28 protein-coding genes are annotated in these 26,804 nt (G+C 36.7%); 10 read left to right on the top strand and 18 right to left on the bottom strand.

From position 1 onward, the window contains the following. Window position 1 precedes the first annotated feature (1 nt). The 3 genes from LB454_RS07130 (at window position 2) to pyrF (ending at window position 3,038) form a co-directional block, all read left to right on the top strand. Window positions 2–1,060: a DUF3078 domain-containing protein gene (locus LB454_RS07130; protein ID WP_224463956.1), complete on the top strand. Its 1,059-nt coding sequence runs from the start codon at window positions 2–4 to the stop codon at window positions 1,058–1,060. Between the two features lie 81 nt (window positions 1,061–1,141). Further along, complete coding sequence (gene prfA, locus LB454_RS07125) at window positions 1,142–2,218, top strand: peptide chain release factor 1 (protein ID WP_224463955.1); 1,077 nt, start codon at window positions 1,142–1,144, stop codon at window positions 2,216–2,218. Window positions 2,219–2,225: 7 nt separating this feature from the next. After that, entirely contained in the window at window positions 2,226–3,038 is an 813-nt protein-coding gene (pyrF, locus tag LB454_RS07120) for an orotidine-5'-phosphate decarboxylase (RefSeq protein ID WP_224463954.1), read from the top strand. A gap of 57 nt (window positions 3,039–3,095) precedes the next feature. Here the strand turns inward: pyrF and LB454_RS07115 are convergent, their stop codons facing one another. The 6 genes from LB454_RS07115 to LB454_RS07090 all read right to left on the bottom strand — a co-directional run bounded on the left by LB454_RS07115 (window position 3,096) and on the right by LB454_RS07090 (window position 8,395). Beyond that, window positions 3,096–3,356, bottom strand: a complete 261-nt coding sequence (locus LB454_RS07115; protein ID WP_224463953.1) for a hypothetical protein — start codon at window positions 3,354–3,356, stop codon at window positions 3,096–3,098. 51 nt (window positions 3,357–3,407) lie between these two features. Then, window positions 3,408–4,946 carry a cryptochrome/photolyase family protein gene (locus LB454_RS07110; protein ID WP_224463952.1) on the bottom strand — a complete coding sequence of 513 codons (1,539 nt, stop codon included), beginning with the start codon at window positions 4,944–4,946 and terminating at the stop codon, window positions 3,408–3,410. 204 nt (window positions 4,947–5,150) lie between these two features. Next, window positions 5,151–6,461 carry a DASH family cryptochrome gene (locus LB454_RS07105; RefSeq protein ID WP_224463951.1) on the bottom strand — a complete coding sequence of 437 codons (1,311 nt, stop codon included), beginning with the start codon at window positions 6,459–6,461 and terminating at the stop codon, window positions 5,151–5,153. Continuing rightward, complete coding sequence (locus tag LB454_RS14140; RefSeq protein WP_224463950.1) at window positions 6,440–6,577, bottom strand: DUF2256 domain-containing protein; 138 nt, start codon at window positions 6,575–6,577, stop codon at window positions 6,440–6,442. The genes LB454_RS07105 and LB454_RS14140 overlap by 22 nt, the downstream gene beginning before the upstream one ends. Further along, on the bottom strand, window positions 6,577–7,215 hold the full coding sequence (locus LB454_RS07095; RefSeq protein ID WP_224463949.1) for a flavin reductase family protein: 639 nt from the start codon (window positions 7,213–7,215) through the stop codon (window positions 6,577–6,579). Before LB454_RS07095 ends, LB454_RS14140 begins: the two co-directional genes overlap by 1 nt. A 73-nt stretch (window positions 7,216–7,288) precedes the next feature. Beyond that, a complete protein-coding gene (locus tag LB454_RS07090; RefSeq protein ID WP_224463948.1) occupies window positions 7,289–8,395 on the bottom strand; it encodes an alkene reductase in 1,107 nt (368 codons plus the stop codon). Window positions 8,396–8,520: 125 nt separating this feature from the next. Between LB454_RS07090 and LB454_RS07085 the strand changes: the two genes are divergently transcribed. Further along, window positions 8,521–8,868 carry a tRNA-binding protein gene (locus LB454_RS07085; RefSeq protein WP_224463947.1) on the top strand — a complete coding sequence of 116 codons (348 nt, stop codon included), beginning with the start codon at window positions 8,521–8,523 and terminating at the stop codon, window positions 8,866–8,868. A gap of 2 nt (window positions 8,869–8,870) precedes the next feature. Here the strand turns inward: LB454_RS07085 and aat are convergent, their stop codons facing one another. The 7 genes from aat to LB454_RS07050 form a co-directional block, all read right to left on the bottom strand. Beyond that, the gene (aat, locus tag LB454_RS07080) at window positions 8,871–9,518 is read right to left on the bottom strand and encodes a leucyl/phenylalanyl-tRNA--protein transferase (RefSeq protein ID WP_224463946.1); all 648 of its coding nucleotides are present in this window, start codon (window positions 9,516–9,518) and stop codon (window positions 8,871–8,873) included. A gap of 3 nt (window positions 9,519–9,521) precedes the next feature. Beyond that, the gene (locus LB454_RS07075) at window positions 9,522–10,874 is read right to left on the bottom strand and encodes a short-chain fatty acid transporter (RefSeq protein WP_224463945.1); all 1,353 of its coding nucleotides are present in this window, start codon (window positions 10,872–10,874) and stop codon (window positions 9,522–9,524) included. 86 nt (window positions 10,875–10,960) lie between these two features. Further along, complete coding sequence (locus tag LB454_RS07070; protein ID WP_224463944.1) at window positions 10,961–11,335, bottom strand: DUF3127 domain-containing protein; 375 nt, start codon at window positions 11,333–11,335, stop codon at window positions 10,961–10,963. Window positions 11,336–11,337: 2 nt separating this feature from the next. Then, entirely contained in the window at window positions 11,338–12,210 is an 873-nt protein-coding gene (locus LB454_RS07065; protein ID WP_224463943.1) for a flavin reductase family protein, read from the bottom strand. Window positions 12,211–12,279: 69 nt separating this feature from the next. Then, window positions 12,280–12,831, bottom strand: a complete 552-nt coding sequence (locus LB454_RS07060; RefSeq protein WP_224463942.1) for an RsmD family RNA methyltransferase — start codon at window positions 12,829–12,831, stop codon at window positions 12,280–12,282. 3 nt (window positions 12,832–12,834) lie between these two features. Then, complete coding sequence (locus tag LB454_RS07055) at window positions 12,835–13,632, bottom strand: DUF3822 family protein (protein ID WP_224463941.1); 798 nt, start codon at window positions 13,630–13,632, stop codon at window positions 12,835–12,837. Further along, window positions 13,632–14,276: a hypothetical protein gene (locus tag LB454_RS07050; RefSeq protein ID WP_224463940.1), complete on the bottom strand. Its 645-nt coding sequence runs from the start codon at window positions 14,274–14,276 to the stop codon at window positions 13,632–13,634. Before LB454_RS07050 ends, LB454_RS07055 begins: the two co-directional genes overlap by 1 nt. Window positions 14,277–14,391: 115 nt before the next feature. On the opposite strand from LB454_RS07050, the gene LB454_RS07045 reads away from it, so the two are divergent. Both LB454_RS07045 and kdsB read left to right on the top strand, forming a co-directional pair. Further along, entirely contained in the window at window positions 14,392–15,831 is a 1,440-nt protein-coding gene (locus LB454_RS07045; RefSeq protein WP_224463939.1) for an ATP-dependent DNA helicase, read from the top strand. An 18-nt stretch (window positions 15,832–15,849) separates the two neighbouring features. Next, window positions 15,850–16,590 (top strand): 3-deoxy-manno-octulosonate cytidylyltransferase, encoded by a 741-nt coding sequence (gene kdsB, locus LB454_RS07040; RefSeq protein ID WP_224463938.1) that lies wholly within the window; start codon window positions 15,850–15,852, stop codon window positions 16,588–16,590. On the opposite strand, the gene LB454_RS07035 is transcribed toward kdsB, so the two are convergent. The 4 genes from LB454_RS07035 to LB454_RS07020 all read right to left on the bottom strand — a co-directional run bounded on the left by LB454_RS07035 (window position 16,587) and on the right by LB454_RS07020 (window position 20,639). Continuing rightward, entirely contained in the window at window positions 16,587–18,044 is a 1,458-nt protein-coding gene (locus LB454_RS07035) for an FAD-binding domain-containing protein (RefSeq protein WP_224463937.1), read from the bottom strand. The two genes, kdsB and LB454_RS07035, sit on opposite strands and share 4 nt — an antisense overlap. Before the next feature lie 19 nt (window positions 18,045–18,063). Further along, a complete protein-coding gene (locus LB454_RS07030) occupies window positions 18,064–19,371 on the bottom strand; it encodes a cryptochrome/photolyase family protein (protein ID WP_224463936.1) in 1,308 nt (435 codons plus the stop codon). An 89-nt stretch (window positions 19,372–19,460) separates the two neighbouring features. Beyond that, entirely contained in the window at window positions 19,461–20,159 is a 699-nt protein-coding gene (locus LB454_RS07025; protein WP_224463935.1) for an SDR family NAD(P)-dependent oxidoreductase, read from the bottom strand. Window positions 20,160–20,165: 6 nt separating this feature from the next. Beyond that, window positions 20,166–20,639: an SRPBCC family protein gene (locus LB454_RS07020; protein ID WP_224463934.1), complete on the bottom strand. Its 474-nt coding sequence runs from the start codon at window positions 20,637–20,639 to the stop codon at window positions 20,166–20,168. Between the two features lie 158 nt (window positions 20,640–20,797). Between LB454_RS07020 and LB454_RS07015 the strand changes: the two genes are divergently transcribed. After that, window positions 20,798–21,274 (top strand): hypothetical protein, encoded by a 477-nt coding sequence (locus tag LB454_RS07015; protein ID WP_224463933.1) that lies wholly within the window; start codon window positions 20,798–20,800, stop codon window positions 21,272–21,274. Here LB454_RS07015 and LB454_RS07010 read toward each other — a convergent pair. Beyond that, window positions 21,271–21,828 carry a hypothetical protein gene (locus LB454_RS07010; RefSeq protein ID WP_224463932.1) on the bottom strand — a complete coding sequence of 186 codons (558 nt, stop codon included), beginning with the start codon at window positions 21,826–21,828 and terminating at the stop codon, window positions 21,271–21,273. The genes LB454_RS07015 and LB454_RS07010 overlap by 4 nt on opposite strands. Window positions 21,829–21,947: 119 nt before the next feature. Here LB454_RS07010 and LB454_RS07005 point away from each other — a divergent pair, with 119 nt between their 5' ends. From LB454_RS07005 to ccoN, 3 genes are all read left to right on the top strand, one after another. Then, entirely contained in the window at window positions 21,948–24,329 is a 2,382-nt protein-coding gene (locus LB454_RS07005) for a heavy metal translocating P-type ATPase (RefSeq protein ID WP_224463931.1), read from the top strand. Window positions 24,330–24,399: 70 nt separating this feature from the next. Then, window positions 24,400–24,600: a cbb3-type cytochrome oxidase assembly protein CcoS gene (gene ccoS, locus LB454_RS07000; RefSeq protein WP_224463930.1), complete on the top strand. Its 201-nt coding sequence runs from the start codon at window positions 24,400–24,402 to the stop codon at window positions 24,598–24,600. A gap of 2 nt (window positions 24,601–24,602) precedes the next feature. Next, entirely contained in the window at window positions 24,603–26,798 is a 2,196-nt protein-coding gene (gene ccoN / locus LB454_RS06995) for a cytochrome-c oxidase, cbb3-type subunit I (RefSeq protein WP_224463929.1), read from the top strand. Window positions 26,799–26,804 lie beyond the last annotated feature (6 nt).

Raw genomic sequence — 26,804 nt, 5'->3', positions numbered from 1 at the left:
AATGAATAGAGTTTTAGTAAGTATTTTAGTATTTGGCTTTATTGTACAAAGCCATTCGCAGTCATTTGGTGAAATCCAAAGGGTGGAATCAATTGGTGAACAGATTTTTCCAATTGGACCTGTGCCATTGATTACTACCAGTCTTGATGTCCAAGAGTTTTATAGCTTTACTTTCAATGAACTTATACCAACTACAGGGAGAACTAGTTTTTGGGAGTCTGTAAATAACTTTTCTCTGGATGTAAGTGAAGTAGCGTTTGTGAACTGGAATGCTGGTGGAACAAATTCTATTTCTGGCTTATATGGGATGAGGATTGGGAGAACCTATAGAAATGATGGATTCAGATGGCAAAATCAATTTAGATTTCGATATGGAATCAACCAGCAGGAGGAACAGGAGCTAAGAAAAACAGATGATGATCTTGAGCTAAGTTCTTCTTTTGGCTACGAAGTTTCAAAAAATTCCAAATGGTTTTATTCAGGAAAATTTAGTTTCCAAACCCAGGTCGCCAGGGGATTCAATTATCCAGATACTGAAACCGCCATTTCAGAATTTTTGGCTCCGGGCTATATGTTTGTTGGGGTAGGCGCAAAATATGTTGAAACCGATGATAAGTTTGAACTTTACTTATCCCCATTGACACAGAGAACTACAATTGTAATGAATCAACGCTTGGCCAATAGTGGCTCCTTTGGAGTGAGAGGTGCTACAAGAGATGTAAATGGTAATATCATAGAAGAAGGTGAAAATATAAGAAATGAATTGGGAATTCTCGTTTCAAATCAGTTGGAGCAACAATTATTTGACAACACGGTTTTAATAAGCAGGTCAAGCTTGTACACAGATTATTTAAATAATTTCGGGAACATAGTGATCGACTTGGAGCTTATGTTAAATTTTAAAATTAATAATTTTATGAGAGCTAATCTTGGAGCTCATATTCGTTATGATGACGATATAAAAGTGACTGGAGAGGCTCCAGATGGAAGTGAAATCGAACTCGGCCCTAGAATTCAATTGAAACAACAATTAGCTATAGGTATTCAACTTGAATTATAAACTGAAGTATAGTAGATATATACTAGTTTGTATTAAGATTTTCCTTAGAATTCATTTAAATTTGCACCACATTAAAGAAATATGCTAGACAAATTAAATTTTATAAAACAAAGATTCGACGAGGTAAGTGATTTAATCATACAGCCAGATATCATGTCGGATCAAAAACGATATATCGAACTTTCTAAAGAATACAAAGACCTCAAAGCTATCATGGATGAGCGAGAGGCTTACATTGAACTTAAGAACAATTTAGAAGAGGCGGAAGAAATTATCTCTAATGAGTCCGATCAGGAAATGGTAGATATGGCTAAACTTCAATACGATGAAGCCAAGGATGAATTGCCGAAACTGGAGGAGAAGATCAGAATGATGTTGATTCCTAAAGATCCTGAAGATGCTAAAAATGCTGTTGTAGAAGTGAGAGCAGGAGCTGGAGGAGATGAGGCTAGTATTTTTGCAGGAGATATCTTCAGAATGCTTTCAAAATACTGTGAGCATAAAGGCTGGAAGGTGGATGTTGTGGATTATAGTGAAGGTACTAATGGCGGGTATAAAGAAATTCAATTTGAAGTTTCTGGCGAAGATGTCTATGGAACGCTGAAGTATGAAGCTGGTGTTCACCGTGTGCAGCGTGTGCCACAAACAGAAACACAAGGCAGAGTTCACACCAGTGCGGCTACAGTGATGGTGTTTCCAGAAGCCGAGGAATTTGATGTTGAAGTAAACCCTAAAGATGTGCGGATAGATTATTTCTGTTCTTCAGGTCCTGGTGGGCAGTCAGTGAATACTACTTATTCTGCAGTAAGACTTACCCATGAGCCAACCGGAATCGTAGCGCAGTGTCAGGATCAAAAATCACAACATAAAAATAAGGAAAAAGCTTTTAGGGTTTTACGTTCCAGACTTTATGAAATGGAACTTGCCAAAAAACAAGCTGAAGATGCTGAAAAGCGAGGTTCTATGGTGACTAGTGGAGACCGAAGTGCTAAGATCAGAACTTATAATTATGCCCAAAGTCGAGTAACGGATCACAGAATTAACTTAACGCTTTATGACCTCGACAACATTATCAACGGTGATATTGAAAAGATCATCAATGAATTGAAACTTGTGGATAATACTGAAAAGCTCAAAAATATTTCTGACGACCTATAGCTAGCCAATGCATATTCAAAAGCTTATTCAACAGATTGAAAAGAAAAAATCAATGCTTTGCGTTGGACTGGATGCAGATATGGATAAAATTCCAAAACATCTACTTTCTCAAGAAGATCCTATTTTTGAATTTAATAAAGCTATCATTGAAGCTACGCAGGAATATTGTGTAGCCTATAAGCCAAATATTGCGTTTTATGAAGCTTACGGCATTAAAGGTTGGAAAGCACTCAAAAAAACTATTGATTATCTAAACACATTTTATCCAGAGCAATTTACCATAGCAGACGCCAAGCGTGGAGATATTGGTAACACCTCAAAAATGTATGCCAAAGCTTTTTTCGAGGATTTAAACTTTGATTCGATTACCGTTGCGCCTTATATGGGGAAAGATTCGGTCGAACCTTTTCTTGAATTCAAAGATAAGCATACTATACTTCTAGGTCTGACTTCCAATTCTGGCGCAGATGATTTTCAATTTTTAAAAACAGATTCAGAATTTCTATTTGAACAGGTACTTAAAACTTCACAAACCTGGGAGAATAGTGAGCAATTGATGTATGTCATCGGTGCGACAAAGGCAACACATTTAAAATCAATTAGAGGCATTTTACCCAATCAATTCTTGTTGATTCCAGGCGTTGGAGCTCAGGGAGGTTCTTTGGATGAGGTGTGCAAATTTGGAATGAATAGTAATTACGGACTACTTATTAATTCCGCTAGAGGAATTATTTATGCATCAAACCAAAACGATTTTGCAGAAAAAGCTAAGTCAAAAGCAAAGGCTCTTCAGTCTGAAATGAAAAAATACATAAAATAAAAAGCTTATACTGAAATATGTATAAGCTTTTTATAAAGTTAAGAATGTAGGGATTAATTACATTTCACTTTTAGTGTCTTCCGCTTCGTCTTCTACTTCGTCAGCTCCGTCTTCAACTGCGTCTTCAGTATCTTCGTAGCCATCTTCCATAGCATCACCAGCATCATCAGCTGCATCTTCCATTTCATCACCAGCATCTTCCATTGTTTCTTCTACTTCATCAGCAGCTTTTTCAGATTCGCTTTTTTGTTCTCTACAGCTCACTACGCCAAGACCTAGAAGGGCAGCCATAGTGATAGATAAAATTGACTTTTTCATTTGTTTTGATTTTTGATTTAAACCCAAAAGTATTGAAATTTCTGAAATATATTAAAAATTGCTAGGGTTTTTTATTATTTCTTTTGAGCGATTGATGTGATTATCAAGTGTTTCTTTGTTCATTTTCTTGAGCAGACTCATCATCATATTCATGCGTTGATTGTTTTTGAAATGCTCCTGTTTTTCGTAAAGAAAATTCCAGTATAGGTTATTAAACGGACAGGCATCATCACCTTCTTTTTTACTTACCTTATACTTACAGGATTTGCAATAATTTCCCATCTTGTTGATGTAACTCCCGCTAGATACATAGGGTTTGGTTGCTACAATGCCACCGTCTGCAAATTGACTCATTCCTCTTGTATTTGTCAATTCCACCCATTCTATGGCATCGATATAAACGCCTAGATACCAGGCGTCCACTTCATCTGGGTCTGTCATCGTTAACAACGCAAAATTTCCTAAAATCATAAGCCTTTGGATGTGATGTGCATAGGCATCATCCAGACTTTGGTTGACAGCATGTTTGAGGCAGTTCATATCCGTTTCACCAGTCCAGTAAAAGTCGGGGAGTTTGTTGGTGTTTTGCAATTCATTTTTGGACTTATAACCCGGCATTTCTTTCCAGTAAATCCCTCTCATGAATTCTCTCCAGCCTAATATTTGCCTTACAAAGCCTTCTATCTGTGAAATATCGATATCATCTTTGTGTTCGTAATAATAATCTAAAGTGGTTTCTACGACTTCTTTTGGAGACAGCATTTTGCTGTTCATCGCAAAGGATAAACGGGAATGGAAGAGAAATTTTTGATCGGTATGTAAAGCATCTTCATAATCTCCAAAGTGTACTAGCAGGTTTTTACAAAAATAGTCTAAAACCTCCAGGCATTCTTCTCTGGATGTTGGCCATGGGAATTTGTCTTTGTCAATTCTTCCCATGGTTTTGACATTCATAGCTTCCAACTGCTTTAAAACTCCATCTACGTCTTTATGAAAAGTTTTTGCTTTCGGGATTGGAGGTTTTCCTGTCCATTTTTTACGATTGCTTTTGTCGTAATTCCATTCCCCACCTTCTGGTTTTTTGTCATCAAGCATCATGATACCATGCTTTTTGCGCATATCTCGGTAAAAGTATTCCATGGTCATTTCTTTTTTACCTTCAAAGAATGTTTCAATGTCTTCTCTTTGGGTATAGAAATGCTCAGTGTCATAAGCTTTACTAGAAATATCAAGCTTGTTGCAGAAGGTTTTCAGCTTCATGTCCAGGCGGTACTCATCCGGATAGAGGTACTCAAAATGCTCAATATTTTCTTTATCAATAAGTTTGTTGAGGTTGTCAGGTAGGTCCTGTTCATTTTCCTTGTCATCAATTTGGTAATAAATAACTCGGTGGCCTTGCTCTTCCAGTTCCCTGGCAAAATTTCTCATCGATAAGAAAAAAGCCACGACTTTTTGTACATGATGTCTGACATATCCAGTTTCCTGTTGAGTTTCTGCCATAAAATAGATAACATCATCACTTTTTTCCTGAAACCAGGAATGCTTGTGATTAAGCTGATCTCCTAATATAAATCGCAGTGTTTTTTTCATAACCTAAATCTTTTTATAACTAAAACTTTGTCTATTTGTCTAAAATCTAATATCTCACTATAGCCCTGATGGAAGCGGCATCCTTGTTCTGGAAGTGGCTTAGCCAACTGCAGTGCAAAAAGCGACTGGTAAGAAGCTCTTTTGCAAGCAGAGTTGGGCCGCCACTAACAGAACAAGATAGAGCTGAGAGCAGGTTCTTGGCTTCTAAAACAAAGTGTCTTGCAACCATGTGCGCTGGTATTTTCCATTGGCGTCGTAACGGTCTGCCTGGCTTTTGATGTTGAATTTTCTATCACGTGGATCATTGCCAACGCCAGAATTGTACATCCAATTGCCCCAGTTGCTGTGGACGTCGTAGTCTACCAGCATGGCTTCAAAATAGGCCGCGCCAATGCGCCAGTCTTGTTTCCATTCCTTGGCCCAATAACTGTTGACGTTCTGTCGACCGCGATTACTCATAAAGCCCGTTTCGCGAATCTCGATCATATTTGCATTGACGAATGGCTCTGGCGTATTGCCGTTGATCCATTGATTCAGGGCTTTTTCATGAGTTCCCCAGTCGTAATCTTTGTTCAATACACCACCGAGTTGGAAGATTTTATTGCCGTGTTTTAAGGAAATGTATTTGAAATAATCCCTCCAAATCAGCTCAAAAATAAGCCAGTATGTGTCCTGATTTTTCTTGATTTCCTTTTCAAATCTTTTTACCTCATGGTAAATGGAAACCGCTGAAATACTTCCATTAGCCAACCAGGCCGAAAATTTGGAGCTGTAGTCTGTACCTAATAATCCGTTTCTGGTTTTCTTGTAATATTGCAGCTTTTTGGTGTCCCAGAAGTAGTCTTGCAAGCGCTTCCACGCAGAATCTTCACCTCCTTGAAAAGGAAATGCAGAGCGCTCATCGACTTCAAATTCTTCCAAACCAAGCTCTGTGAGACTCGGAATGGTGGTAGTAATGTCAAGCAAATTGTCTTTTGAACGTGGCTCTGGTACTGGGATTTCTTCTCTAATCTGACTTTGTTTCTCGCATTTTTTCCTAAAGTTGGTATACACTTCTGGAATTTGACTGAAGTCATCGTAAGGCACATCGTCTGGGTGAAACAGAAACTGATTGTAATGATCGATAAAATCTGTGTTGGTCAACACTGATTTTACTTCGGTTTCTACTTGCTTTTCTTCATCTGTCCATTCGGTTTGAAAAAAAACAGTTTTGATTCTGTATTCTTCAGCTAATTTTTCAAAAATTTTCGCTGTCTCATCATGCTCTACCTTAAGGCTGATGTTAAGCGTCTCCAAGTTGGAAGCAAGCTGAGTAACAGATTCTATCAAAAACTTGGCTCTGTATTTTTCAGTTTTTTTGAACCCATATTTGGTAGTCTCATAATGTCTGGGGTCGAAGCAATAGACGCCAATAAGTTGTTCGTCTTGCTGGCAGGCTTCGTAAAGAGATTTTTGATCTTTGGTACGCAGGTCGTTTCTAAACCATACGATGTTTATGTCTTGTTTCTTCTGCATTTTTCACTACAATATTTGACGTTATCCCAATTCTTCTCCCATTTTTTTCTCCAGGCAAATGGTAAACCGCAAGTGGCACAAATTTTCTCTGGTAAATGTGGTTTTTTATGTGCCATTATTTATTCAAAGGTTTCAATTTCTTATTTGGTCTTGCATATTCAAATCTTTCGATAAGTTCAGTTTTTACATAGCCATCAAGGCCGATAATTCCTGCTGAATTTGCCTGTGTTAAATCTAAAAATCCATCTTTTCCCTGTATGCCATCTTCCACTAAAAGATGCTGAATCTCTCCTATGATTAGGCGACAGCCATGTTCCTTGATAAAATATTCGTTCACGTATGTGCAGCCCATCTTGATTTTAGACTCTTTCACAAAAGGGGCCTCAAAACCATCGATGTAGTCTTCAGTCAATCCTACTGCTTTAAATTCTGAAACATCTTCATCATATTTAGCTGATGTTTGGTGCGCTTTATCCACAAAACTTTCATGAATGTGATTTACTGTAAAATGACTTTTTTCTTTAAAATTGTTGTAAGAATGCCTTTCTACCGTTGTAGGTCTTAGCATAAAACTCAACATGGGCGGATTGCTGCCCAAGTGTATCACTGAATTGAAAACTGCTAAGTTGGTGATCCCTTGCTTTGAAATCGTTCCTATTAGATTAGCAGATTTTACGCCACCACAGGAATTAATAAGGTGCATGCGTTCCAATCCTGGTAAATTGATGATATCGTCTTTGGTATAATGAGGCATAAAAAAAGGTCGATGATTAATCGACCTAAAATTAATTATTGTTTAAACTTTTACTGTTAAAAATTAAACAAAATTACGAAGCTTTTTCTTCTTCAAGTTTTGGATAATCTGTGTATCCTTTTTTGCCAGGGGCATAAAAAGTATCCTGATCCCAATCCTGGAGTTCAGCATTTTTTTCAAAACGGATAGGAAGGTCTGGATTGGAAATAAATAATTTTCCGTAAGCGACCATATCTGCTTTACCCTCTTCAATTACTTTATTACCACTCTTTTGGTCAAACCCTGCGTTAATCATTAAATTTCCTTTGTATAAAGGTCTGAAGTGTTCAGCAATATTGCTAACAAGATAATCTTTATCACTCACATCATTAAATGGTTCAGATAAATGAACATAAGCCAGATCATAATCGTTTAGCTTTTTAACAATATACTCAAAAGTAGGAATCGTTTCTTCATCGGCTTCCATTCCAAAAATTCCATCTAGTGAAGGATTTAAACGTAAACCAATTCTGTTTTCTGGAAAATATACTTTAGTAGCTTCAATAATTTCAAAAAGAATTCTAGCTCTATTTTCAATGGAACCTCCATATTCATCAGTTCGCTGATTGGAAGATTTATTAAAAAACTGGTGGATCAGGTAACCGTTTGAAGAATGAATCTCAATACCATCAAAACCTGCATCCACTGCATTCTTAGCCGCTCTTTTGAAGTCTTGAACAGTAAGTTTGACTTCTTCTGTCGTCATGGCTCTAGGCTCTACCGTGTCTTTAAAACCCTCTTCAGTATAGCATTGTGCGTTAGCATTAATTGCACTTGGCGCCACTGGTTTTTCTCCATCATGAAAATCTGGGTGAGAAATTCTACCTACATGCCATAATTGAACGAAAATCTTTCCACCTTCATTATGAACAGCTTCTGTAACTTTTTTCCAGCCTTCAATCTGTTCTGGTAGATGAATACCAGCAGTGTTGATATAACCTCTGGCTTCATAAGAAACCTGAGATCCTTCACTTATGATCAATCCTGCACTTGCACGTTGCTTATAATACTCAGCATGTAAATCTGTAGGTGCATTGTGTTCATTATCGGCTCTATTTCTAGTCATTGGAGCCATGATAACTCTATTTTTCAATTCTAAATCTCCCATTTTTATGGGTTTTAATAAGGCTTGTTGACTCATAATCTATTTTTTTTTGTAAACTTAATGTTTATTGAAATCTACTTCGTTAAGGCAATTATAAAAGAAGATTACTTTTACTTGATTTCGATATAGATAAAAACTATACTTTAAAACAGAGTTAAAGAATGAAAAATACTGAGTCAAATTTAAGTTGGTCTGATTTTCAAAAGGTTGATATACGTGTTGGAACAATTATCAAAGCTGAATTGTTTAAAGAAGCAAGAAAGCCTTCCTTAAAGCTTGAAATTGACTTTGGGGAATTAGGCATAAAACGCTCTTCAGCTCAAATCACAACTCTTTATGCTGCAGAGAAACTCCATGGAAAACAAATCATAGCTGTGATCAATTTCCCACCCAAACAAATTGCAACCTTGATGAGCGAATGTCTAGTGCTCGCAGGTGTAGATGAAGAAGTTGGAACTTCACTTTTATCTCCAGACCACAAAATTGCAAACGGAACAAAGATTTCTTAGTTCTAAGCTTTAGAGTTCAAAATAGTCAGAAAATTGTGCCTGCTTATCTCTTCTGCGCCAAGGCTTTCAAGATGCTTAGTATACACCTGGCAGTCGATCAAAGTAATGCCGTTTTTCTCCATGTTTTTTACTAAAGTGATGAAGCCATATTTGGAAGCATTGTCAACTTCAGTAAACATACTTTCGCCACAAAATACTTTTTTTTCCTTGAGTAATATACCATAAAGTCCACCAACAATTTCATCATCTTTCCAGACTTCAATAGATTTGGCCATGCCTGCTTCATGTAAGTTGATATAACTTTCAATCATATCTCCTGTGATCCAGGTACCCTCTTGCTTGTCTCTATTTATGTTTGCGCACTTGCGCATGACATATTCAAAATGCTTGTTGTAGGTTACTTTAAATGCTTTTTCCTTAAAAAGCTTCTTCATAGATTTTGAAATTTTCAAATTTTCTGGAAACAACACCATTCTAGGGTCCGGGCTCCACCATAAAATAGGTTGTCCTTCTTCATACCATGGAAAAATTCCATTTTCATAAGCAATTTTAATACGTTCTAAACTCAGATCGCCTCCAAAGGCAAGTAAGCCTTTTTCGTCAGCAAATTTGGGATGTGGAAATATAATGTCTTTCGTTAGTTTATACATGTTTCAAAATAAAAGTAAGCCAGCTATAAAGATAATACTGCCAATGATAAATAATAAAAAAGTGAATGGGAAAATGTCACTCGCCCTTAACTTGGTTATAGCGAGAAGTGGTAAAGCCCAAAAGGGCTGGAGCATATTTGTGACCTGATCTCCGTAACTTAATGCCATGATGATTTTTGGCAAAGGTACCCCAAGTTTTAAAGCAGATTCTAGTGCAATTGGTCCTTGTATAGCCCATTGTCCGCCACCACTAGGCACAAAAATATTTACAATCCCAGAACTAATGAATGTGTAAATGGGAAGTGTGGTCTCGGTAGAAATACTAATAAAAAACTGAGCAAAACTTACTGCCAGACCACTCTCTTTCATTACTCCTATGATTCCAAAATACAGAGGAAATTGAATTAAAATACCAGAAGCGCCTTTAATGGCTTCTGCCAGAGATGTTAAATACCGGGTAATAGATTGATGAAACAAAATACCCAGGCCCAACATCAAAAAATTGAGCATATTGGGAGTAAGATTTAGCTCCAAGATATTTTGAAAATAGACGATGAAAAAACAAAGCGTAAGAAGTCCTCCGAAGATTAATGGCAGTACTCTGTTTCTTTCCAGCGGATGCACTTTCTTTTCTTCGGAATTTGATACTGCTTCATTTTTAAGTGTTAAGGTATCAAATTTTAAAGCTGATCTACGCTTAATATTTCTGAAAATAAAGGGAACTACTATTATAATCACTCCAAAAATAATGAGATTGCTCACACTGAAGGTGGTTTCAGCAGTAGATAATTCTGAAGGGAAGTCTAAAGGAATTTTACTCATGATCGAATGCAAGTGTCCTTCTTCTGCAGCTTTTAAAGGAGCAGATCCAGAAATACCACCGTGCCAAACCATCATCCCCGAATAACCTAAAGCTCCAATTAAAGGATAATTGATATCCAGGTTTTCTCTTGCCGATTTTTCTCCAATCTTTCTAGACAGAATAGCTCCAAAAATCAATCCCAATCCCCAGTTGAAAAATCCCATTAGCATGGTACTGATACTTACCAAAACCACAGCACTTTTAGTATTTGTGGCACCTTTAGTAATAAATTCTAAGAGTCTATTGACCGGTGTACTTAAGACTAACACGTGACCTAGAACTAAAATCAGCATCATTTGATAACCAAAAACCAATAGATTTTTATTCCAAAGCCCGGCTTGCCAAGCTTCCAGTGTAGCGACCACTTGAGAATGTTCTCCAGTAAAGCTACCAAAGAGAAACGCCAGTATAAGGGTAACCAATGTAAGCCCAATACTTAGCGTAAAAGGAGAGGGGAGAACCTTGGCAAAAAATAATTCCAGTTTGGAAATCAAGCAGCTTGAATTTTAAATATGGTAAAGTAAAAATAAAAAAAGCTCTAGCATGTCTAGAGCTGTGAATTTATAAAATTGGAAATCATTTAGAAGGGTAAATCGTCTTCGTCATCATCGTTTAAATCTTGAACTGGTTCAAACTGATCGGATGGTGGTACAGGAGGTGAACCTGCAGAACTGTTTTGATCTACATTTTCTATTCTCCAACCATTCAGTGAGTTGAAGTATTTGGTTTCTCCCTGAGGGCTTACCCATTCACGTCCTCTCAGGTTGATTCCCACCTTTACATTTTGTCCAACATTGAAATTGTCCAGCAAGTTTGTTTTGTCCTGAACAAACTCAATCAAAATATGCTGAGGATATTGTTCCTCTGTGGTTACGACCATTTCTCTCTTTCTGAAACCATTACTACCAAATTCCTTGGTTTCTCCTAATACTTTAATTTTTCCTTGTACTTCCATAATTATTGTTTTGCGAGTAATATATTCAGAGCTTTTTCAAGCTCATTTTTTTCTATGTATTCTTGTGCGATAAGATGGATTCGTTTATCCGAGCTTTCTTCTATGAAATGTCCCAAATCATGCTCAGTAATAAACTGTTGAACTTTAGTAGGGTTGGGTAGTTCTTCAATATTTCCAAGTTTTCCTAAGTCATTGCCGGTTAAAATAGAACTCAGCCGAATTGCTTTTGGCAATTGGTCTACACCAATTCCTTTCCTTTGCAAAGGTTTTTCTACTTCAAACATGCCTTGGTTTGCTCTGGAGTACCAATTACCTCCCATTCTAGATACTAAATCTATTTTATGTTGATCGATGTGCAAACCTTCGTCTAACAAATCTTCTCTAATATGGATTTTTACTACTTCTGCAATGACTAGATTGCCTGCACCTCCTTCTTCGCCTAAAGCAATCGTATCGTTAATTTTACACTCGTATTGAACAGGAGATTCCTTGACTCGGGGAGGTTTTACCAGATCCGATTCCAGCATTGTTAAACCCGATTTTTCAAATTCATTTACACCTTGCTCGTATTCTGTACTGGATAAAGAAACTTGTTGGACAAGATCCCAGTTTACTACGTTGATGACAACTTCCTTAGTTTCTAAAGCATTCTCTAGAGTGTGCTTTATAGAGTTGTCCCTAACCCGTCTTACGGGTGAAAAAATTAAAATTGGAGGGTTTGCACTAAAGACATTGAAAAAACTGTATGGTGACAAATTTGGATTTCCATTCCCATCTACACTGCTCACAAAGGCAATAGGACGTGGGCCAACCGAGCCTGAAAGCATTCCATAGACATGTTTAGTTTCCAATTCTGAAGGCAAAAAGCTTTTCATATCTGAATTTTTACAAAGGTAATTAATCTGTTTTGAAAATTCTTTTCTGAAGTAAGTTCACTTCAAAAGTTATTTATTGACCACATTAAACCTAAAAAAACTAAATATCGAATTCCCATATCTTCGTTGTTCTGAAAATGTAGAGATATGTTCCAGACTCATATGCTTAGAATGTTCGATGATTAATAGTCCATCTTCGTTTAAAAGTGACCTTTCTCTTACTGTGTTTTCTATTGTTTCGAATTCTTCAACCGGTAAATCATATGGAGGATCTGCAAATATAAGATCAGCTTTTAGAGGAGTTTTTTCTAGAAAATCAAACACATCACTTTTAATGATGTGAAGGCTTAAGTCAAGATCATCGCAGGTTTTAGTAAGAAATTTGATACAGTCATAATTTGTATCAACCGCTGTGATGCGTTCTGTTCCTCTGGAAATAAATTCAAAAGAAATACTGCCAATGCCAGCAAATAAATCTATGACTTCAATTTCCTGAAAGCGAAGTCTGTTGTTCAATATGTTAAAAAGACCCTCCTTAGCCATATCGGTTGTAGGCCTTACAGGAAGTTTTTTTGGGGCTATAATTCTTCGTCCTTTCAGACGTCCAGATACAATTCTCATAAGTTATAAAAGATTAAAATGCTCTTGAAAACCTTCTTGATTTTCTAAGGATTCGGGTGCTATTTCATTTAAAAATGAAATATGCCTAAGGTAAGTAGAAAGAATTGTAAGTGCTGTATTTTTTTCGGTATTGAAAAATTTACCACTAAACCCTATAGTCATATTTTCACGATCGAATTTTAATTCTTCAATCGTAAATAAAATGTAATAAGCAAAATCCTCTGCAGTTTCAAAAGAAAAAGCATTGGATAGAAGCATTTTTTGATTTTTGAATGCTGTAAAATATATCATCTGATGGCTCACATGTACGTAAATATATTCATCAATATCCTGACTTTTTTTGAACCCCTTATTGATGAGGCCTGTGAGCACATGTGTAAATTCAAAGCTCCCAAAGACTTCGAAAAGATAATTATTAATATTTACATAAGGAATGTAAACGGTATTGGCTTGTATTGACGAAATTTCATCAAAAGAGAAATCATCACCTTCAATGAGTTTGGAATTGTATTTTAAATAATGAGGAAGCTGAGATTCATCGAAGTATTCTTGAGGAATCACAGTGAATTGTGGATTTCCATAAAGGACTTCAAGATCCCGAACTTCTTCTCTTTGAATAAATTCAGTATGAATTTTACTTCTCAACAACTTAAGCAATTCTGAAGCAGAAGCAGACTTTCCAAGTTTGAAATTTTCAAAAGCAAGGGGAGTAGAATTTTCATTCTTCACTAAAAAAGAAAATCCATCTTGTAAAATGAAGATGGATAGTCTATTAGTTTTGTATGAAAAGTTTTCACTCATTAATTATCACCAAAGTTTTTTGGCCAGTTTCCGTTAGTTTTTGGCTGCTTCATAGAACCAACCTGAATGTAAGCGCCATCTACGCCATCTACAGATTTAGTTTGTTTTTCCTGTATAACCAAATCCCTAGGTTGGTCAGCAAGTATGATGTCTTTGGAAGCTTTTACTTCAAAAACTGGAATTTTAGTATCTTCATCTGTTAAGAAACCTGCCTCAATTTCAAATTCTTTATTATCTGTATTTGGAATATACATCAAATTCTTATACCTGTCTGAAGATCCAAAAATGGAGTCTTTTACAGAAGCAAAACCTAGAGTGTCAATGACAATGTCTTCAATATATTGATCTACACCGTAAGTTTTTCTGTACTCTTCATCAAGAAATGTTGTATCTCTTCTTTGGGTAATTACGTACTGAGCAGTATCAATAAATTTAATTAAATCTGGAAAATTGTCTTCAAAATCCCCCACAATTTCTTTGTGAGCCAATTGCACGTCACGAATATCCTTCATCTTTTCGACAACATCTATATAGCGTTCGTCTCTTATTTTATTGAATTCTACTGGTCCGTAGACTGCATGGTATGTAAAGTAGCCTAAAACGCCGATAACAACCCAAAGAACAATTTGTATTACGATCTTCATAACTTGAAATTAAGAATTTTTGATATAAGCAAAACTACAATTTTTTTTCAATCACAAAAGATTAGCACAAAAAAATCGTGCTTATATTTGAATTTTAAGAATCACAACCCCTTTTATGGATAACCAGGAGTTTTACAAAGCACTCAAAACTGATTTTGGACACTCACCCACACCTAAGCAGGATCTTACGCTTCAGCTTTTGTCTAAATTTGTCTTAGAAACATCCGTAGATCGTATTTTTTTATTGAAAGGTTATGCAGGAACAGGGAAAACCACGATCATTGGAACTCTGGTTAAAAATATTTGGAAAGCTAAAAAGAAAGTGATTTTGGCAGCGCCTACGGGAAGAGCTGCTAAGGTGATTTCCAATTATAGCAATCAATATGCACAAACGATTCATCGTAAAATTTATCAGCCTAAAAGCACTAGCGGCGGCGGAGTTGAATTTGTTCCACAAGTCAATAAGCATAAAAATACCATTTTTATAGTCGATGAAGCCTCAATGATTCCAGATTTTCCAAGCGGAGATCAGCTTTTCAATAGAGGTTCTGTATTGGATGATCTTATGGAATACGTCTATTCTGGAGACAATTGTAAATTGATTTTTATTGGAGACACCGCTCAACTGCCCCCTGTGAAATCCAATTTGAGTCCAGCTCTAGATGAAAAAACTCTAACTAATCATTACCAGATGGATGTGATTCCTGTAGAGTTGGATGAGGTAGTCAGGCAAAAACTGGAAAGTAGCATACTTTTGAATGCTACCAAGATCCGGGAAACCATCGAGGATGAAGATTTTGAAAATTTTAAATTTGAATTATCAGAAAAAGCCGATATGGTGAGACTTGTGGATGGATATGAGATCCTAGATGCCATCAATGAAGCTTATGATAATCTGGGCCATGAAGAGACTGCCATCATCGTGAGATCCAACAAAAGAGCCAACCTTTACAATCAACAAATCCGAAGTAGGATTCTTCTTCGGGAAGATGAAATTGCCCCTGGTGATTTCTTGATGGTGGTCAAGAACAATTACTTTTGGGTTAAGCCGAAAAGTGATGCTGGATTTATTGCCAACGGAGATATCGTAGAAATTCTGGAGATTTTTGGTTTAAAGGAGCTTTATGGATTCAGGTTTGCAGAAGTTAAAGTCCAGATGGTAGACTACCCTAAAATGAAGCCTTTTGAAACGGTGATTATGTTGGATACCTTAACCTTAAACTCACCATCGCTTCCTTACGAAAAGTCCAATGAACTTTACCAGGAAGTGATGAAAGATTACGAAGACATCACCTCCAAATACAAGAAGTTTCAAAAAGTAAAGCAAAATCCATTTTTTAATGCTCTTCAGGTAAAATTCAGTTATGCAATAACCTGTCACAAATCACAAGGGGGACAATGGGACACCGTTTTTGTAGAGCAGCCGTATTTACCAGATGGAGTCACAAAAGATTATCTAAGATGGCTGTATACAGCTTGTACCAGAGCAAAAGAAAAACTGTATTTAATTGGTTTTAAAGATGATTTTTTTACCGAAAAACAATTAGAGAATTAGAGATTAATTTATTTCAATATGTCAAAACCATTCAAAGTTATAGCCATGATTCCTGCCCGTTACGAAGCTTCTAGGTTTCCTGGGAAGCTGATGCAGGATTTAGCAGGAAAGCCTGTTATTGTCCGTACTTATGAAGCAGCAAGATCTACTCAATTATTTGATGAAGTTTATGTCGTAACCGACTCCAAAATCATTTTTTCTGAAATTGAAAAGCACGGAGGTCAGGCTATCATGAGTCAAAAAGAGCATGAATGTGGAAGCGATCGCATTGCAGAGGCTGTTCAAGATATGAATGTTGATATTGTTATTAATGTTCAAGGCGACGAACCTTTTATTAATAAAAAGGCTTTAAGTCAGTTGTTGAATGTTTTTGAAACTGACAAAGAAAAGCATATAGATTTAGCTTCATTGAAGGTGAAATTAACTACCGAACAAGATATTATCAATCCAAATCATGTGAAAGTAATCACTGATTTGAATAACTTTGCGCTATACTTTTCCAGATCAGCTATTCCATTCCATAGAGCTAAAGAGTTTGATGTTGATTATTTTAAGCATGTAGGCATTTATGCCTTCAGAAAAGAAGCCTTGATGGCATTTTATAACTTGCCAATGAGTCCGTTGGAGGCTGCAGAAAAGATAGAATGCATTCGTTATTTGGAAAATGGAAAAACCATTAAAATGGTAGAAACTCAGGAAGTGAGTATTGGAATTGATACCCCAGAAGATCTTGAAAAAGCTAGACTCAGATTTAGTTAATGACTCCCTCTTATGGTGTGACGTTTTAGGATTTTCTTACCTTCAACTTTGGATCTTTCAGATTGGATGATTTTCCAGATTGCATCGGAGGCCTGTTGACGAGAAGATTCTAAATCGACGATAGGCTCTGGGTAATCCCTGCCCAATTCAAAATTATACATGGCCTGTTCCATGCTAGTTAGTTTCCATGGCTCGTGTACAAATTCTTTAGGAATCGAATTCAGTTCTGGAACGTATTTCAGAATAAAATCGCCTTCAGGATCGTGTTTGTAGGAATTTTTGACGGGGTTGTAGATTCGTAAGGTGTGAATACCAGTAGTACCAGCCTGCATTTGCAATTGTGGATAATGGATGCCAGGCTCAAAATCTAAAAATAAACTCGCCAGATGTTCTGAGGCATCCTGCCACTTTTGCCATAGCAAGTGTGTAAAAAATGATACTAAAAGCGCTCGCATTCTGAAATTGAGATATCCCGTTTGAGTTAAACAACGCATGCTCGCATCTACCAAAGGAAAACCTGTTTGTCCCTTTTTCCAGGCTTGGACCAAAGTATGGTTTTTAGGATGTTTCAGGACATTGAAGGCAGCATTGAAATTTTGAAATTCAGCTTTGTATTCCATTTCGAATTTCTGAATGAAATGCGCCTGCCAGCGCAACCTGGATTGAAACTGACTGAGAGCCTGCTTATGCTTTGTCTGGTTTTCAATTTCCATAGAAGCGTGAATCACTTCCCGCATGGATAAGACACCCCAGGCGATGTAAGGCGACAATCGGCTGCAAGATTTTCTGGCTAAAAGCGGTTTTGAAATGTGATTTTGATAATTGGGGTAGCGTTCTTCCAGGAAACTTTTGAGGTAACGTAAGGCCGTCTTTCGGCCTCCTTTCTGAAAATTTGTATCTCTTTCTACATGAAGACGTTCGTCTTCAAAATGACCTTTAAGCTTTTGGATGGTTTGAGAATCCACAAATTGTCCAGGACTTGGTGAAAAGGAAATTGGTTCTTGGGTCATGAAAGTTTCCCAGGAGTTCACCCATGTTTTTCGGTTTTTTAATCCGCGAATTACGCCATTATTGATGAATTCTTTCCACTGAATTTTTTCTGAAGCAAACATTTTCTTCAGTCTTTTATCTCTTTGGAAAGTGAGGTGTAAGCCTGTTTCTTGGTGTGAAAAAACCGTTTTAATTTTTAACTGCGAATGCATCTTTCGGAAGGCTTCTTCAGCAGAAGATTTTACAACCAGCACCTGAGTTTGATATGCTGCTAATTCACTTTGAAGTTCATGAAGAGATTCTTTGATGAATCTAAAATGACGTTCGCTATAATGCGGATCTTTCAACAATAGGGGTTCGAAAATGTATAAAAGGAGTACAGGGTGTTGCTTTTGTAGAGCCTCATATAACGGCGCGTGGTCGTGTATTCTCAAATCTCGCTTTAGCCATACTACATTTACCATCCTAACCTCTTCATAACTTTTATTTTTTAACTGCCTCTTTGTAGGTTTCTAAACAACGTTCTCTTGCCAGTCTGTGTTCTACCATTGGCTCTGGATACTTAGCTGTATCCATTTCTGGCACCCATTTTTTTATGAAGGTCTTGTCTTTGTCAAAACGGTCGGTTTGAGAATAAGGGTTGAAAACTCTAAAGTATGGAGCAGCATCAACACCAGAGCCTGCAACCCACTGCCAGCCTCCTACGTTGGAAGACATTTCGTAATCCAAAAGCTTTTCAGCAAAATAAGCTTCCCCCCAGCGCCAGTCGATCAACAAATGCTTGCAAAGAAAACTACCCACGACCATTCGTAGCCGATTGTGCATCCAGCCTGTTTTATTGAGCTGTCGCATGCCCGCATCCACAATAGGATAGCCCGTTTCCCCTTTTTTCCATTTTTCAAACTCAGCTTCGTCGTTGCGCCATTGGATGCGATCGTATTTGGGTTTGAACGCCCTGTTTTGCGTTTCTGGATAATGATGTAGTATCGCCTTGTAAAATTCTCTCCAGATCAATTCATCCAGGAAGGTTTCATTTTCTACGGATAAGGCCTTCTTGACGACTTTTCTGTACCCTATAGTCCCAAATCTAAGGTGCGGACTTAGCCTTGAAGTTCCTTCAACAGCAGGAAGGTTGCGGGTGTCTTCATAATTTTTTAGAAGATCTTTATCCAAATTATAATCAGGAACTTTTATAGAAGACCTTTCAAACCCCATATCAGCTAAAGACACATTGGGTAATCTTGTATTTTTATAAGTATTATCGAGTATATCCTCAGAAGGGAAGGGGTTCACTTCTATGTTTTGAAACTCCTTTTTCCATTGTTTCATATATGGCGTAAAAACCAGATACATGCCGCCATCATTTTTTTCGACTTCTGTTTTTTCAAAAATAACCTGATCCTTGAAGTCGTGAAATTCAATTCCTTTTTCAGCTAAAAGCGCATTGATTTTTGCATCGCGCTTGTAAGCATAAGGCTCGTAATCTCTATTGGTATAAATAGCTTCCACCTCATAATCTTCTATAACCTGATGGATAGCATTTTCTGGAGTGTCGTGATAAGTAGCAATCGAAGAGCCGAAATTATCCTGAAGATGGGACCGCATTTTTTGCAATTCATCATGGATGAACGTGACCCGAGCATCATCTTTTGGCAATTCATCGAGAATGTGCTTGTCGAAGATAAATAAAGGCAAAACTGGAAAATCTCCAGACAATGCGTGATATAAACCCACATTATCCTCTAGACGCATATCTCTTCGGAACCAAAACACTCTTACTTTATCACTCATCTTATTAACTTTAGGTTTGTTTAAACATAAAAAATCTTCTTACAAGATAGTTAACTTGCAAGAAGATTTTTTAAAACTTTAATTGACATCTAACTTACATTCAGACTTCCCATACCACCGTCTACACCAAGAACTTGTCCAGTAATCCAGGTAGAATCATCTGATAGTAAAAAACTGGCAATTTTACCAATGTCTGCTGGTTCTCCTACACGCTTTAATGGGTGTCTTTCATCCATTTTTTCTTTCTTCTTGTCACTACCCAACAATTTGCCTGCTAGTTGAGAATTTACAAGTGATGGTGCAATGACATTCACCCTAAAAGAAGGAGCATATTCAGCAGCAAGGGATCTTGCAAAACCTTCAATCGCTCCTTTGGCGGCAGCTACACTCGTGTGAAATGGCATTCCAGTTTGGACTGCAACCGTGCTGAAGTAGACAATACTAGCTTGCTCAGAGTTTTTCAATTTAGAAAGAACCCCGTGAGTTGTTTTCACTAGACTCATAAAGTTAAGTTGAAAGTCTTCTTCAAACACGTCTGGTTTCATCATCTTGAATGGCTTCAAATTGATGCTGCCTGGACAGTATACAAATCCATCTAGTGTGTCTGGCAAATCTAAATCTGCAATATCATCTGTAAGCGCATCAAATTTATGATACGTCACATCATAATCTGCTAAGTTTTCATCGGATCTTGAGGCCACAATCACATTGTGGTTGGGACTTAGTTCTTTTACGATTTCTAAGCCTATACCTTTAGATCCTCCGATAAGTAAAATATTCTTTTTCATAACTTGTTATTTATTTTGATTTTCAAAATGACCGAATTTTTCGATCATTTTAGCTTCTCTAGCTTTAAAAATTTTATTCAATTTGGGTTTCACAACTAATGGGTGCATCAACCGGCCTAGTGCACCAAAGGGTATTTTGTAGTGAACTAAATCTTCTACTTCAACACCACCTTCAATTTCATGTATAAAATGCTTGTGATGCCATAAAGCATATGGTCCGTAGAGTTGAATATCCACAAAATAATTTGGCTCTTCTACATGTGTAATTTCAGTTACCCATTTTGTTTTGAACCCTGGAAGTGGTGTTACATTGTATTGTAGAAGTTGACCCGTAAACATTTTTCTATCCGCACCAGATAATATTTCAAAACCCATATCATCTGGCATGATTTCTTGAAGGTTTTTTGGATCAGACAGGAATTGCCATGCTTCTTGTTTTGTAATAGGCAATTTCTGTTTGGTGTTAATTTCATATATCATACCTCAAAAATAATTATTTAAATGTTTAATAAAATATCTTTGAAGTTAAACAAAAGTTATTGTTGAAGACTCTTGGATTGAAAAACTGATAAATAAATCTTTATATCTCTTTTGTTTAAGAATAGGATGCCTTTATTTGCACAAAATATAATCCTCTAATGAAACATTTAAGCCTTTTGGTACTTCTTGTGCTTGTGGCTTGTAAAAGTGCCCAGACTGATAAACCATCTCTTCAAGATTGTCCTGGTGGTGGTAATTGTGAAGTTCAAGTTTTTAAAGAAACCAAACTGATTCTGGTTCAAGATTCTGAATCTATATCTGAAGTTTCATTTGGAGATGATCCTGATTTTCAGGTCATATTTATACAATACAAAAACTCAGATAAAAAAGCGGACTATACCGAGGAAATTTATTTACAGATTCCATCAAGTTTTAGAGAGATACACTCTAGAAATCACAGCCTACAAAATCAAAAAGTAATTTTTGGTAAAGTCTGTGAATGCGATGATGCAGGCTTTGAACGAATTAAAAAAGGGGAATTGAAGCTTGTAAACCTTAAAGATTTTATTTCACTACATCTGGAAATTGGTTCCAGTAGAGATCAAATAGTTCAAACAATAGATTTAGAAATCTAATTATCTTTTACGTCACCTTCAAATGGAGGTACACCAGGTGAAAAACTAGGTTTTTTCTTGTCTTTCTCTTTTGTATTCAACTGCAAAACATTGTAAGGAAATTCACTAGATCTTATCTTCTTTCTTTTTTTACAGTCTAAATCGGCATAAATAGCTTGATATTTTTCTTCTGAAGCAGTATCCCAGGCGTATAAGTAAACTTCTCTCACATATCTTAAGATGAGATCATAAGAATCATGATCACCATAAGATCCTAGTGCGATTATAGCTTCTTTAGGGGATTCTGCTTTGGTTTTATCTTTTTCGGGATTTGTCAAAAAATCATAAACGGACTCTTTAAATTGTATTTCAGACATACCCTCATTCCTCTTCCCGTTCATCAATAATTTTCCTTCTTGATCAATAATGAGTGTGAGTAAATTACTTGGCTTTGCAGAAGTGTATTCTTCATTGGACACTTCTTTTTCAATAGGACATGTATTATCTAGCCATTTCTGACTAAATGTAGTGGCTGTAATTAATAAGCTGGCAATTGTAAAAAAAAGAATTTTCATGTCTTTATCTTTTTGACTATGACAAAGATATAAACTTATTTCTCCAATTTCACTAGAGCTGATACATATCATTTTTATTGGTGAATTTCTGTAAGATTTTTGTCATATAATATACACTCATGTCCAAAAATATCTGTTTCCACTGTGGTGATGCCTGTACAACTTCCAAAATTCATTACGATGAAAAGTTGTTTTGCTGCAATGGCTGTAAAACAGTTTATGAAATATTTTCTGAAAATGACCTGACCTGTTATTACGATCTCCAGCAAAATCCTGGAGCTACGCCAATTGAGATAGATGGAAAATTTGATTATTTGGAGAAGCCTGAAATTGTAGAAAAACTAATTGATTTTCAAGAAGATTCTACTGAAATTGTGACACTGTATATCCCACATATTCATTGTAGTTCCTGTATTTGGATACTGGAAAACCTGCATCAATTGAATCCTCAGGTTTTATCTTCTCAGGTGGATTTTCCTAAAAAGAAAGTTACTATTACCTATAAAACTGAAGAGTTTTCGTTGAAACTTTTGGTTGAAATGATGTCCAGAATCGGATATGAGCCTTATATCAGTTTGGAGAATTACGGTCAGACTCAAAATGGCTTAGACCGGAGTCTGATTTATAAAATTGGAGTTGCAGGCTTTGCATTTGGCAATGTGATGTTCCTGAGTTTTCCAGAGTATTTTGAAGTTTCAGAATACTGGCTGGAACAATATAAACCTGTCTTTAGATGGCTTATGTTTTTCTTTAGTCTGCCAGTTGTATTTTATGCCGGCAGAGGTTATTTTGAATCTGCCATCAAAGGGATAAAAAGTAAAATCCTCAATATTGATATTCCTATTGCACTTGGTGTTACAGTTTTGTTTATCAGAAGTACGGTAGATATTATTTTCGATCTGGGATCTGGATTTTTCGACAGCCTTACTGGTTTAGTATTCTTCCTGCTTTTAGGTAAAATAGTACAGCAAAAGACCTATAAATTTATGTCTTTCGAGAGGGATTATAAGTCTTACTTTCCTATAGCAGTAACGAAAATAAATTCAGAAGGAAAAGAAGAAAACACACAGGTTTATGAAATTGAACGAGGAGATAGATTACTGATAAGGAATCATGAATTGCTCCCTGTTGATGGAATTTTGATGTCACCTTCGGCTGAAATTGACTACAGTTTTGTGACGGGAGAAGCCAAACTTGTGAGAAAAGTTTCTGGGGAAAAAGTTTATGCTGGAGGTAAACAAAGCGGAAGTGCTATTGAAGTTGTTGCTGAAAAGTCAGTTGAGCAAAGTTACCTGACCCAGCTATGGAGTAACGATGTTTTTCAAAAAGATTACAATCCAAAATTTCAAAGCCTCATAGATAAAATCAGTAAGAAATTTACCATCGCGGTGTTAACTATTGCTTTTTCCGGATTGCTGTTTTGGCTGTTTTATGATGCCAGTTTAGCCTTAAATGTCTTTACAGCAGTGCTTATCATTGCTTGTCCTTGTGCTATTGCTTTAGCCACCCCTTTTGCCATGGGTAATTTGTTGAGAATATTCGGGAAAAACGGGTTTTATCTCAAAAATACAAACATACTGGAGCAGATGGCAGACCTGGATGTGTTTGTTTTTGATAAGACGGGTACCTTGACAACCAATCAAAAAAGTGACATTTCTTATTCTGGAATGACTTTGTCCGAGGATGATAAAATGGTATTAAAAAACTCATTCAGAAATTCTAATCATCCTTTGAGTAGGGAATTGTATTCTTTTTTGGACAGCCAAAATATTCAAGTTTCAGAATCTTTTGAAGAACATCTAGGGGAAGGTATTGTCTCTTCTTACAACGATCATACTTACAAGCTAGGTTCAGCAAAGTTTGTTGCTAATGAAGTAGATGATGCTGCGTTATCTACAGCAGTGCACATTAGTAAAGATGAAACATATCTTGGAAAATTTGAGTTTGACACTGTTTATAGAAAAGGAGTTGAGCCATTGTTTCAATCTTTGGATGAGCACTACAAACTAATTATTCTTTCTGGAGATAATGAAGGTGAGAAGCCAGTGCTTACCAAAATGCTCCCTAAAACAACTCAGATGTTTTTCAATCAAAAGCCAGATTCCAAAATGCGGCTGATAGAGAAAATTCAATCTGAAGATAAAAAAGTAGTCATGATTGGCGACGGCTTAAATGATGCTGGGGCCTTGAAGCAAGCAGATATTGGAATTGCTATTTCTGAAAATGTGAATGTGTTTTCTCCTGCCTGCGATGCTATTATGGATGCCTCACAATTGCAAAAACTGGATCAATACGTGGACATTTCAAAAAAAGGAATAAAGATCATCAAACTGAGTTTCATATTTTCTTTCCTCTATAATGTAGTTGGATTGTATTTTGCGCTTACAGGACAACTTCAGCCTGTTATCGCCGCTATTTTGATGCCTTTAAGTTCAATTTCGATCGTTGTTTTCACAACTTTGGCTACCCAATACATTTCTAAACCTATTCTTAATAAGTAAATCTTTGAAACATGACTAAGGTCATTTTTTAAGGAAGTCTTCACATGTAATTTTGAAGAAAATTTAATTCATGAATGTCATCTACGGACTTCTCGCCATCAGTATTCTAGTCGCTCTTGTTTTTTTCGGGCTTTTTATTTTCTCAGTAAAAAAAGGGCAATTTGACGATGATTATACCCCATCAGTAAGGATGCTTTTTGATGATGAACTGGTCAAAGATAAAGACGTGAAGGAAAAAGAAAATTCAAACAATCAACAAAAACAATCATAACTATGGAGTTACAGCAATTTCATTACGATAACAAAATCGTAAAAAACTTCCTCTTTGCCACCGTTATTTGGGGTGTTGTAGGAATGTCTGTTGGCCTATTACTGGCATTTATGTTTATTTTTCCTAGTGTTACCGATGGTATATCCTGGTTAAGCTTTGGTCGATTGAGACCATTACACACCAACGCTGTAATTTTTGCTTTTGTTGGTAACGCTATTTTTGCAGGGGTTTATTATTCCACTCAGCGGTTACTAAAAGCCAGAATGTTTAGTGATGTGCTAAGTAAAATTAACTTTTGGGGCTGGCAATTAATTATTGTGGCCGCTGCCATTACCCTTCCTCTTGGTTTTACAAGTTCTAAAGAATATGCCGAACTGGAATGGCCAATCGATATTATGATTGCCGTGGTTTGGGTAGTTTTTGGTTGGAACCTCATAGGTACAATTTTAAGAAGACGTCAGCGACACTTGTATGTGGCCATTTGGTTTTACCTGGCCACCTTTGTGACTGTAGCTGTTCTTCACATTTTCAACAGTTTGGCCTTGCCAGTCAACTTATTTAAAAGTTATTCTGCTTATGCTGGTGTGCAAGATGCCCTTGTTCAATGGTGGTATGGCCATAATGCGGTTGCCTTTTTCTTAACTACTCCTTTTCTCGGATTGATGTACTATTTTGTACCTAAGGCTGCAAACCGACCAGTTTACTCTTATAAATTATCGATTATTCACTTCTGGTCTTTGATCTTTATCTACATCTGGGCTGGCCCTCACCATTTATTGTATACAGCATTGCCAGATTGGGCGCAAAACCTTGGTGTTACCTTTTCAATTATGCTATTGATGCCATCCTGGGGTGGGATGATCAATGGACTTTTGACCCTTCGTGGAGCCTGGGATAAAGTAAGAACAGACCCTGTTCTGAAGTTCTTTGTCGTCGCTATTACTGGATACGGCATGGCCACTTTTGAAGGGCCCATGCTTTCGCTTAAAAATGTGAACGCTATTGCTCACTTTACAGACTGGATCATCGCTCACGTTCACGTAGGTGCTTTGGCATGGAATGGCTTCTTGACCTTTGGTATGGTTTATTGGCTGGTACCAAGATTGTTTAAGACAAAATTATTTTCAGTTGGATTGGCCAACTTACACTTTTGGTTAGGAACTCTGGGTATTGTCATGTATGCTCTGCCAATGTATGTAGCAGGTTTCTTACAAGCTTCTATGTGGAAGCAATTCAATCCAGATGGTAGCTTATTCTACGGAAACTTCCTCGAAACAGTTACTGAAATCATGCCAATGTACTGGATGAGAGCTATAGGTGGAAGTTTATATATACTCGGTAATTTCGTTATGATTTACAACGTGATTAGAACTGTAAGATCGGGTTCTAAAGTTGAAAATGAACTTGCTGAAGCAGCTGCTTTAAGCAGAGGTGGAAGGAGAAAGAGAGGAGAAAAGTTTCATACCTGGCTGGAAAGAAAGCCTATTCAGTTAACTATTTTGGCCACGATTGCCATTTTGATAGGAGGTATCGTTCAGATCATTCCAACATTGCTTGTTAAATCTAACATACCTACCATTACTACTGTAAAACCCTATACACCACTCGAGTTGGAAGGTCGAGACCTTTATATAAGAGAAGGTTGCGTTGGATGTCACTCACAAATGGTTAGGCCCTTTAGAAGTGAGGTAGAACGTTATGGCGAATATGCCAAAGCTGGTGAATTTGTTTATGACAGACCATTCTTATGGGGAAGTAAACGTACAGGGCCTGACTTGTTGAGAGTTGGCGGTAAATATTCAGACAACTGGCACTTTAATCATATGTACGATCCACAAAGTACTTCATCTGGTTCTATTATGCCTGCTTACCAATGGTTGGTAAAAAGTGAATTAAACAAAACTAACACAGAAGATAAAATGCAAACCATGGCAGACTTGGGTGTTCCTTATTCTGATGAAGAAATAAAAAATGCTCAAGCATCTATGCTTACTCAAGGTGAAGAAATTCAGAATAATCTTTACAACGATCCGGATTTTGTTAAAGCATACGAAGCAGACAAAGCTTATGCAGAGGAAAATAATCTCGAATTTGTTGAGATGAAAGATCGGGAAATCGTAGCCCTTATCGCTTACTTACAAAGGTTGGGTACTGACATTAAAATTAAGACTAATCAAGAAGTTACTACTTCTAACTAAAACCAT

Source organism: Psychroflexus montanilacus (genome assembly GCF_020164535.1).
GTDB lineage: Bacteria > Bacteroidota > Bacteroidia > Flavobacteriales > Flavobacteriaceae > Psychroflexus > Psychroflexus montanilacus.
The sequence above is the reverse complement of the archived record's forward strand: the minus strand, read 5'-3'. Positions and strand labels throughout refer to the sequence as shown.

Coding starts and splice junctions, on each gene's coding strand:
- LB454_RS07065 (WP_224463943.1), bottom strand. CDS start 12,210: ATGAAAAGCTTTTTGCCTTCAGAATTGGAAACTAAACATGTCTATGGA.
- LB454_RS07005 (WP_224463931.1), top strand. CDS start 21,948: ATGTCCAAAAATATCTGTTTCCACTGTGGTGATGCCTGTACAACTTCC.
- LB454_RS07095 (WP_224463949.1), bottom strand. CDS start 7,215: ATGCCTCATTATACCAAAGACGATATCATCAATTTACCAGGATTGGAA.
- ccoS (WP_224463930.1), top strand. CDS start 24,400: ATGAATGTCATCTACGGACTTCTCGCCATCAGTATTCTAGTCGCTCTT.
- LB454_RS07030 (WP_224463936.1), bottom strand. CDS start 19,371: ATGAGTGATAAAGTAAGAGTGTTTTGGTTCCGAAGAGATATGCGTCTA.
- pyrF (WP_224463954.1), top strand. CDS start 2,226: ATGCATATTCAAAAGCTTATTCAACAGATTGAAAAGAAAAAATCAATG.
- LB454_RS07130 (WP_224463956.1), top strand. CDS start 2: ATGAATAGAGTTTTAGTAAGTATTTTAGTATTTGGCTTTATTGTACAA.
- LB454_RS07045 (WP_224463939.1), top strand. CDS start 14,392: ATGGATAACCAGGAGTTTTACAAAGCACTCAAAACTGATTTTGGACAC.
- ccoN (WP_224463929.1), top strand. CDS start 24,603: ATGGAGTTACAGCAATTTCATTACGATAACAAAATCGTAAAAAACTTC.
- LB454_RS07060 (WP_224463942.1), bottom strand. CDS start 12,831: ATGAGAATTGTATCTGGACGTCTGAAAGGACGAAGAATTATAGCCCCA.
- LB454_RS07110 (WP_224463952.1), bottom strand. CDS start 4,946: ATGAAAAAAACACTGCGATTTATATTAGGAGATCAGCTTAATCACAAG.
- LB454_RS07115 (WP_224463953.1), bottom strand. CDS start 3,356: ATGAAAAAGTCAATTTTATCTATCACTATGGCTGCCCTTCTAGGTCTT.
- LB454_RS07050 (WP_224463940.1), bottom strand. CDS start 14,276: ATGAAGATCGTAATACAAATTGTTCTTTGGGTTGTTATCGGCGTTTTA.
- LB454_RS07015 (WP_224463933.1), top strand. CDS start 20,798: ATGAAACATTTAAGCCTTTTGGTACTTCTTGTGCTTGTGGCTTGTAAA.
- aat (WP_224463946.1), bottom strand. CDS start 9,518: ATGTATAAACTAACGAAAGACATTATATTTCCACATCCCAAATTTGCT.
- prfA (WP_224463955.1), top strand. CDS start 1,142: ATGCTAGACAAATTAAATTTTATAAAACAAAGATTCGACGAGGTAAGT.
- LB454_RS14140 (WP_224463950.1), bottom strand. CDS start 6,577: ATGGCACATAAAAAACCACATTTACCAGAGAAAATTTGTGCCACTTGC.
- LB454_RS07070 (WP_224463944.1), bottom strand. CDS start 11,335: ATGGAAGTACAAGGAAAAATTAAAGTATTAGGAGAAACCAAGGAATTT.
- LB454_RS07085 (WP_224463947.1), top strand. CDS start 8,521: ATGAAAAATACTGAGTCAAATTTAAGTTGGTCTGATTTTCAAAAGGTT.
- LB454_RS07010 (WP_224463932.1), bottom strand. CDS start 21,828: ATGAAAATTCTTTTTTTTACAATTGCCAGCTTATTAATTACAGCCACT.
- LB454_RS07025 (WP_224463935.1), bottom strand. CDS start 20,159: ATGAAAAAGAATATTTTACTTATCGGAGGATCTAAAGGTATAGGCTTA.
- LB454_RS07055 (WP_224463941.1), bottom strand. CDS start 13,632: ATGAGTGAAAACTTTTCATACAAAACTAATAGACTATCCATCTTCATT.
- LB454_RS07090 (WP_224463948.1), bottom strand. CDS start 8,395: ATGAGTCAACAAGCCTTATTAAAACCCATAAAAATGGGAGATTTAGAA.
- LB454_RS07035 (WP_224463937.1), bottom strand. CDS start 18,044: ATGGTAAATGTAGTATGGCTAAAGCGAGATTTGAGAATACACGACCAC.
- LB454_RS07105 (WP_224463951.1), bottom strand. CDS start 6,461: ATGCAGAAGAAACAAGACATAAACATCGTATGGTTTAGAAACGACCTG.
- kdsB (WP_224463938.1), top strand. CDS start 15,850: ATGTCAAAACCATTCAAAGTTATAGCCATGATTCCTGCCCGTTACGAA.
- LB454_RS07020 (WP_224463934.1), bottom strand. CDS start 20,639: ATGATATATGAAATTAACACCAAACAGAAATTGCCTATTACAAAACAA.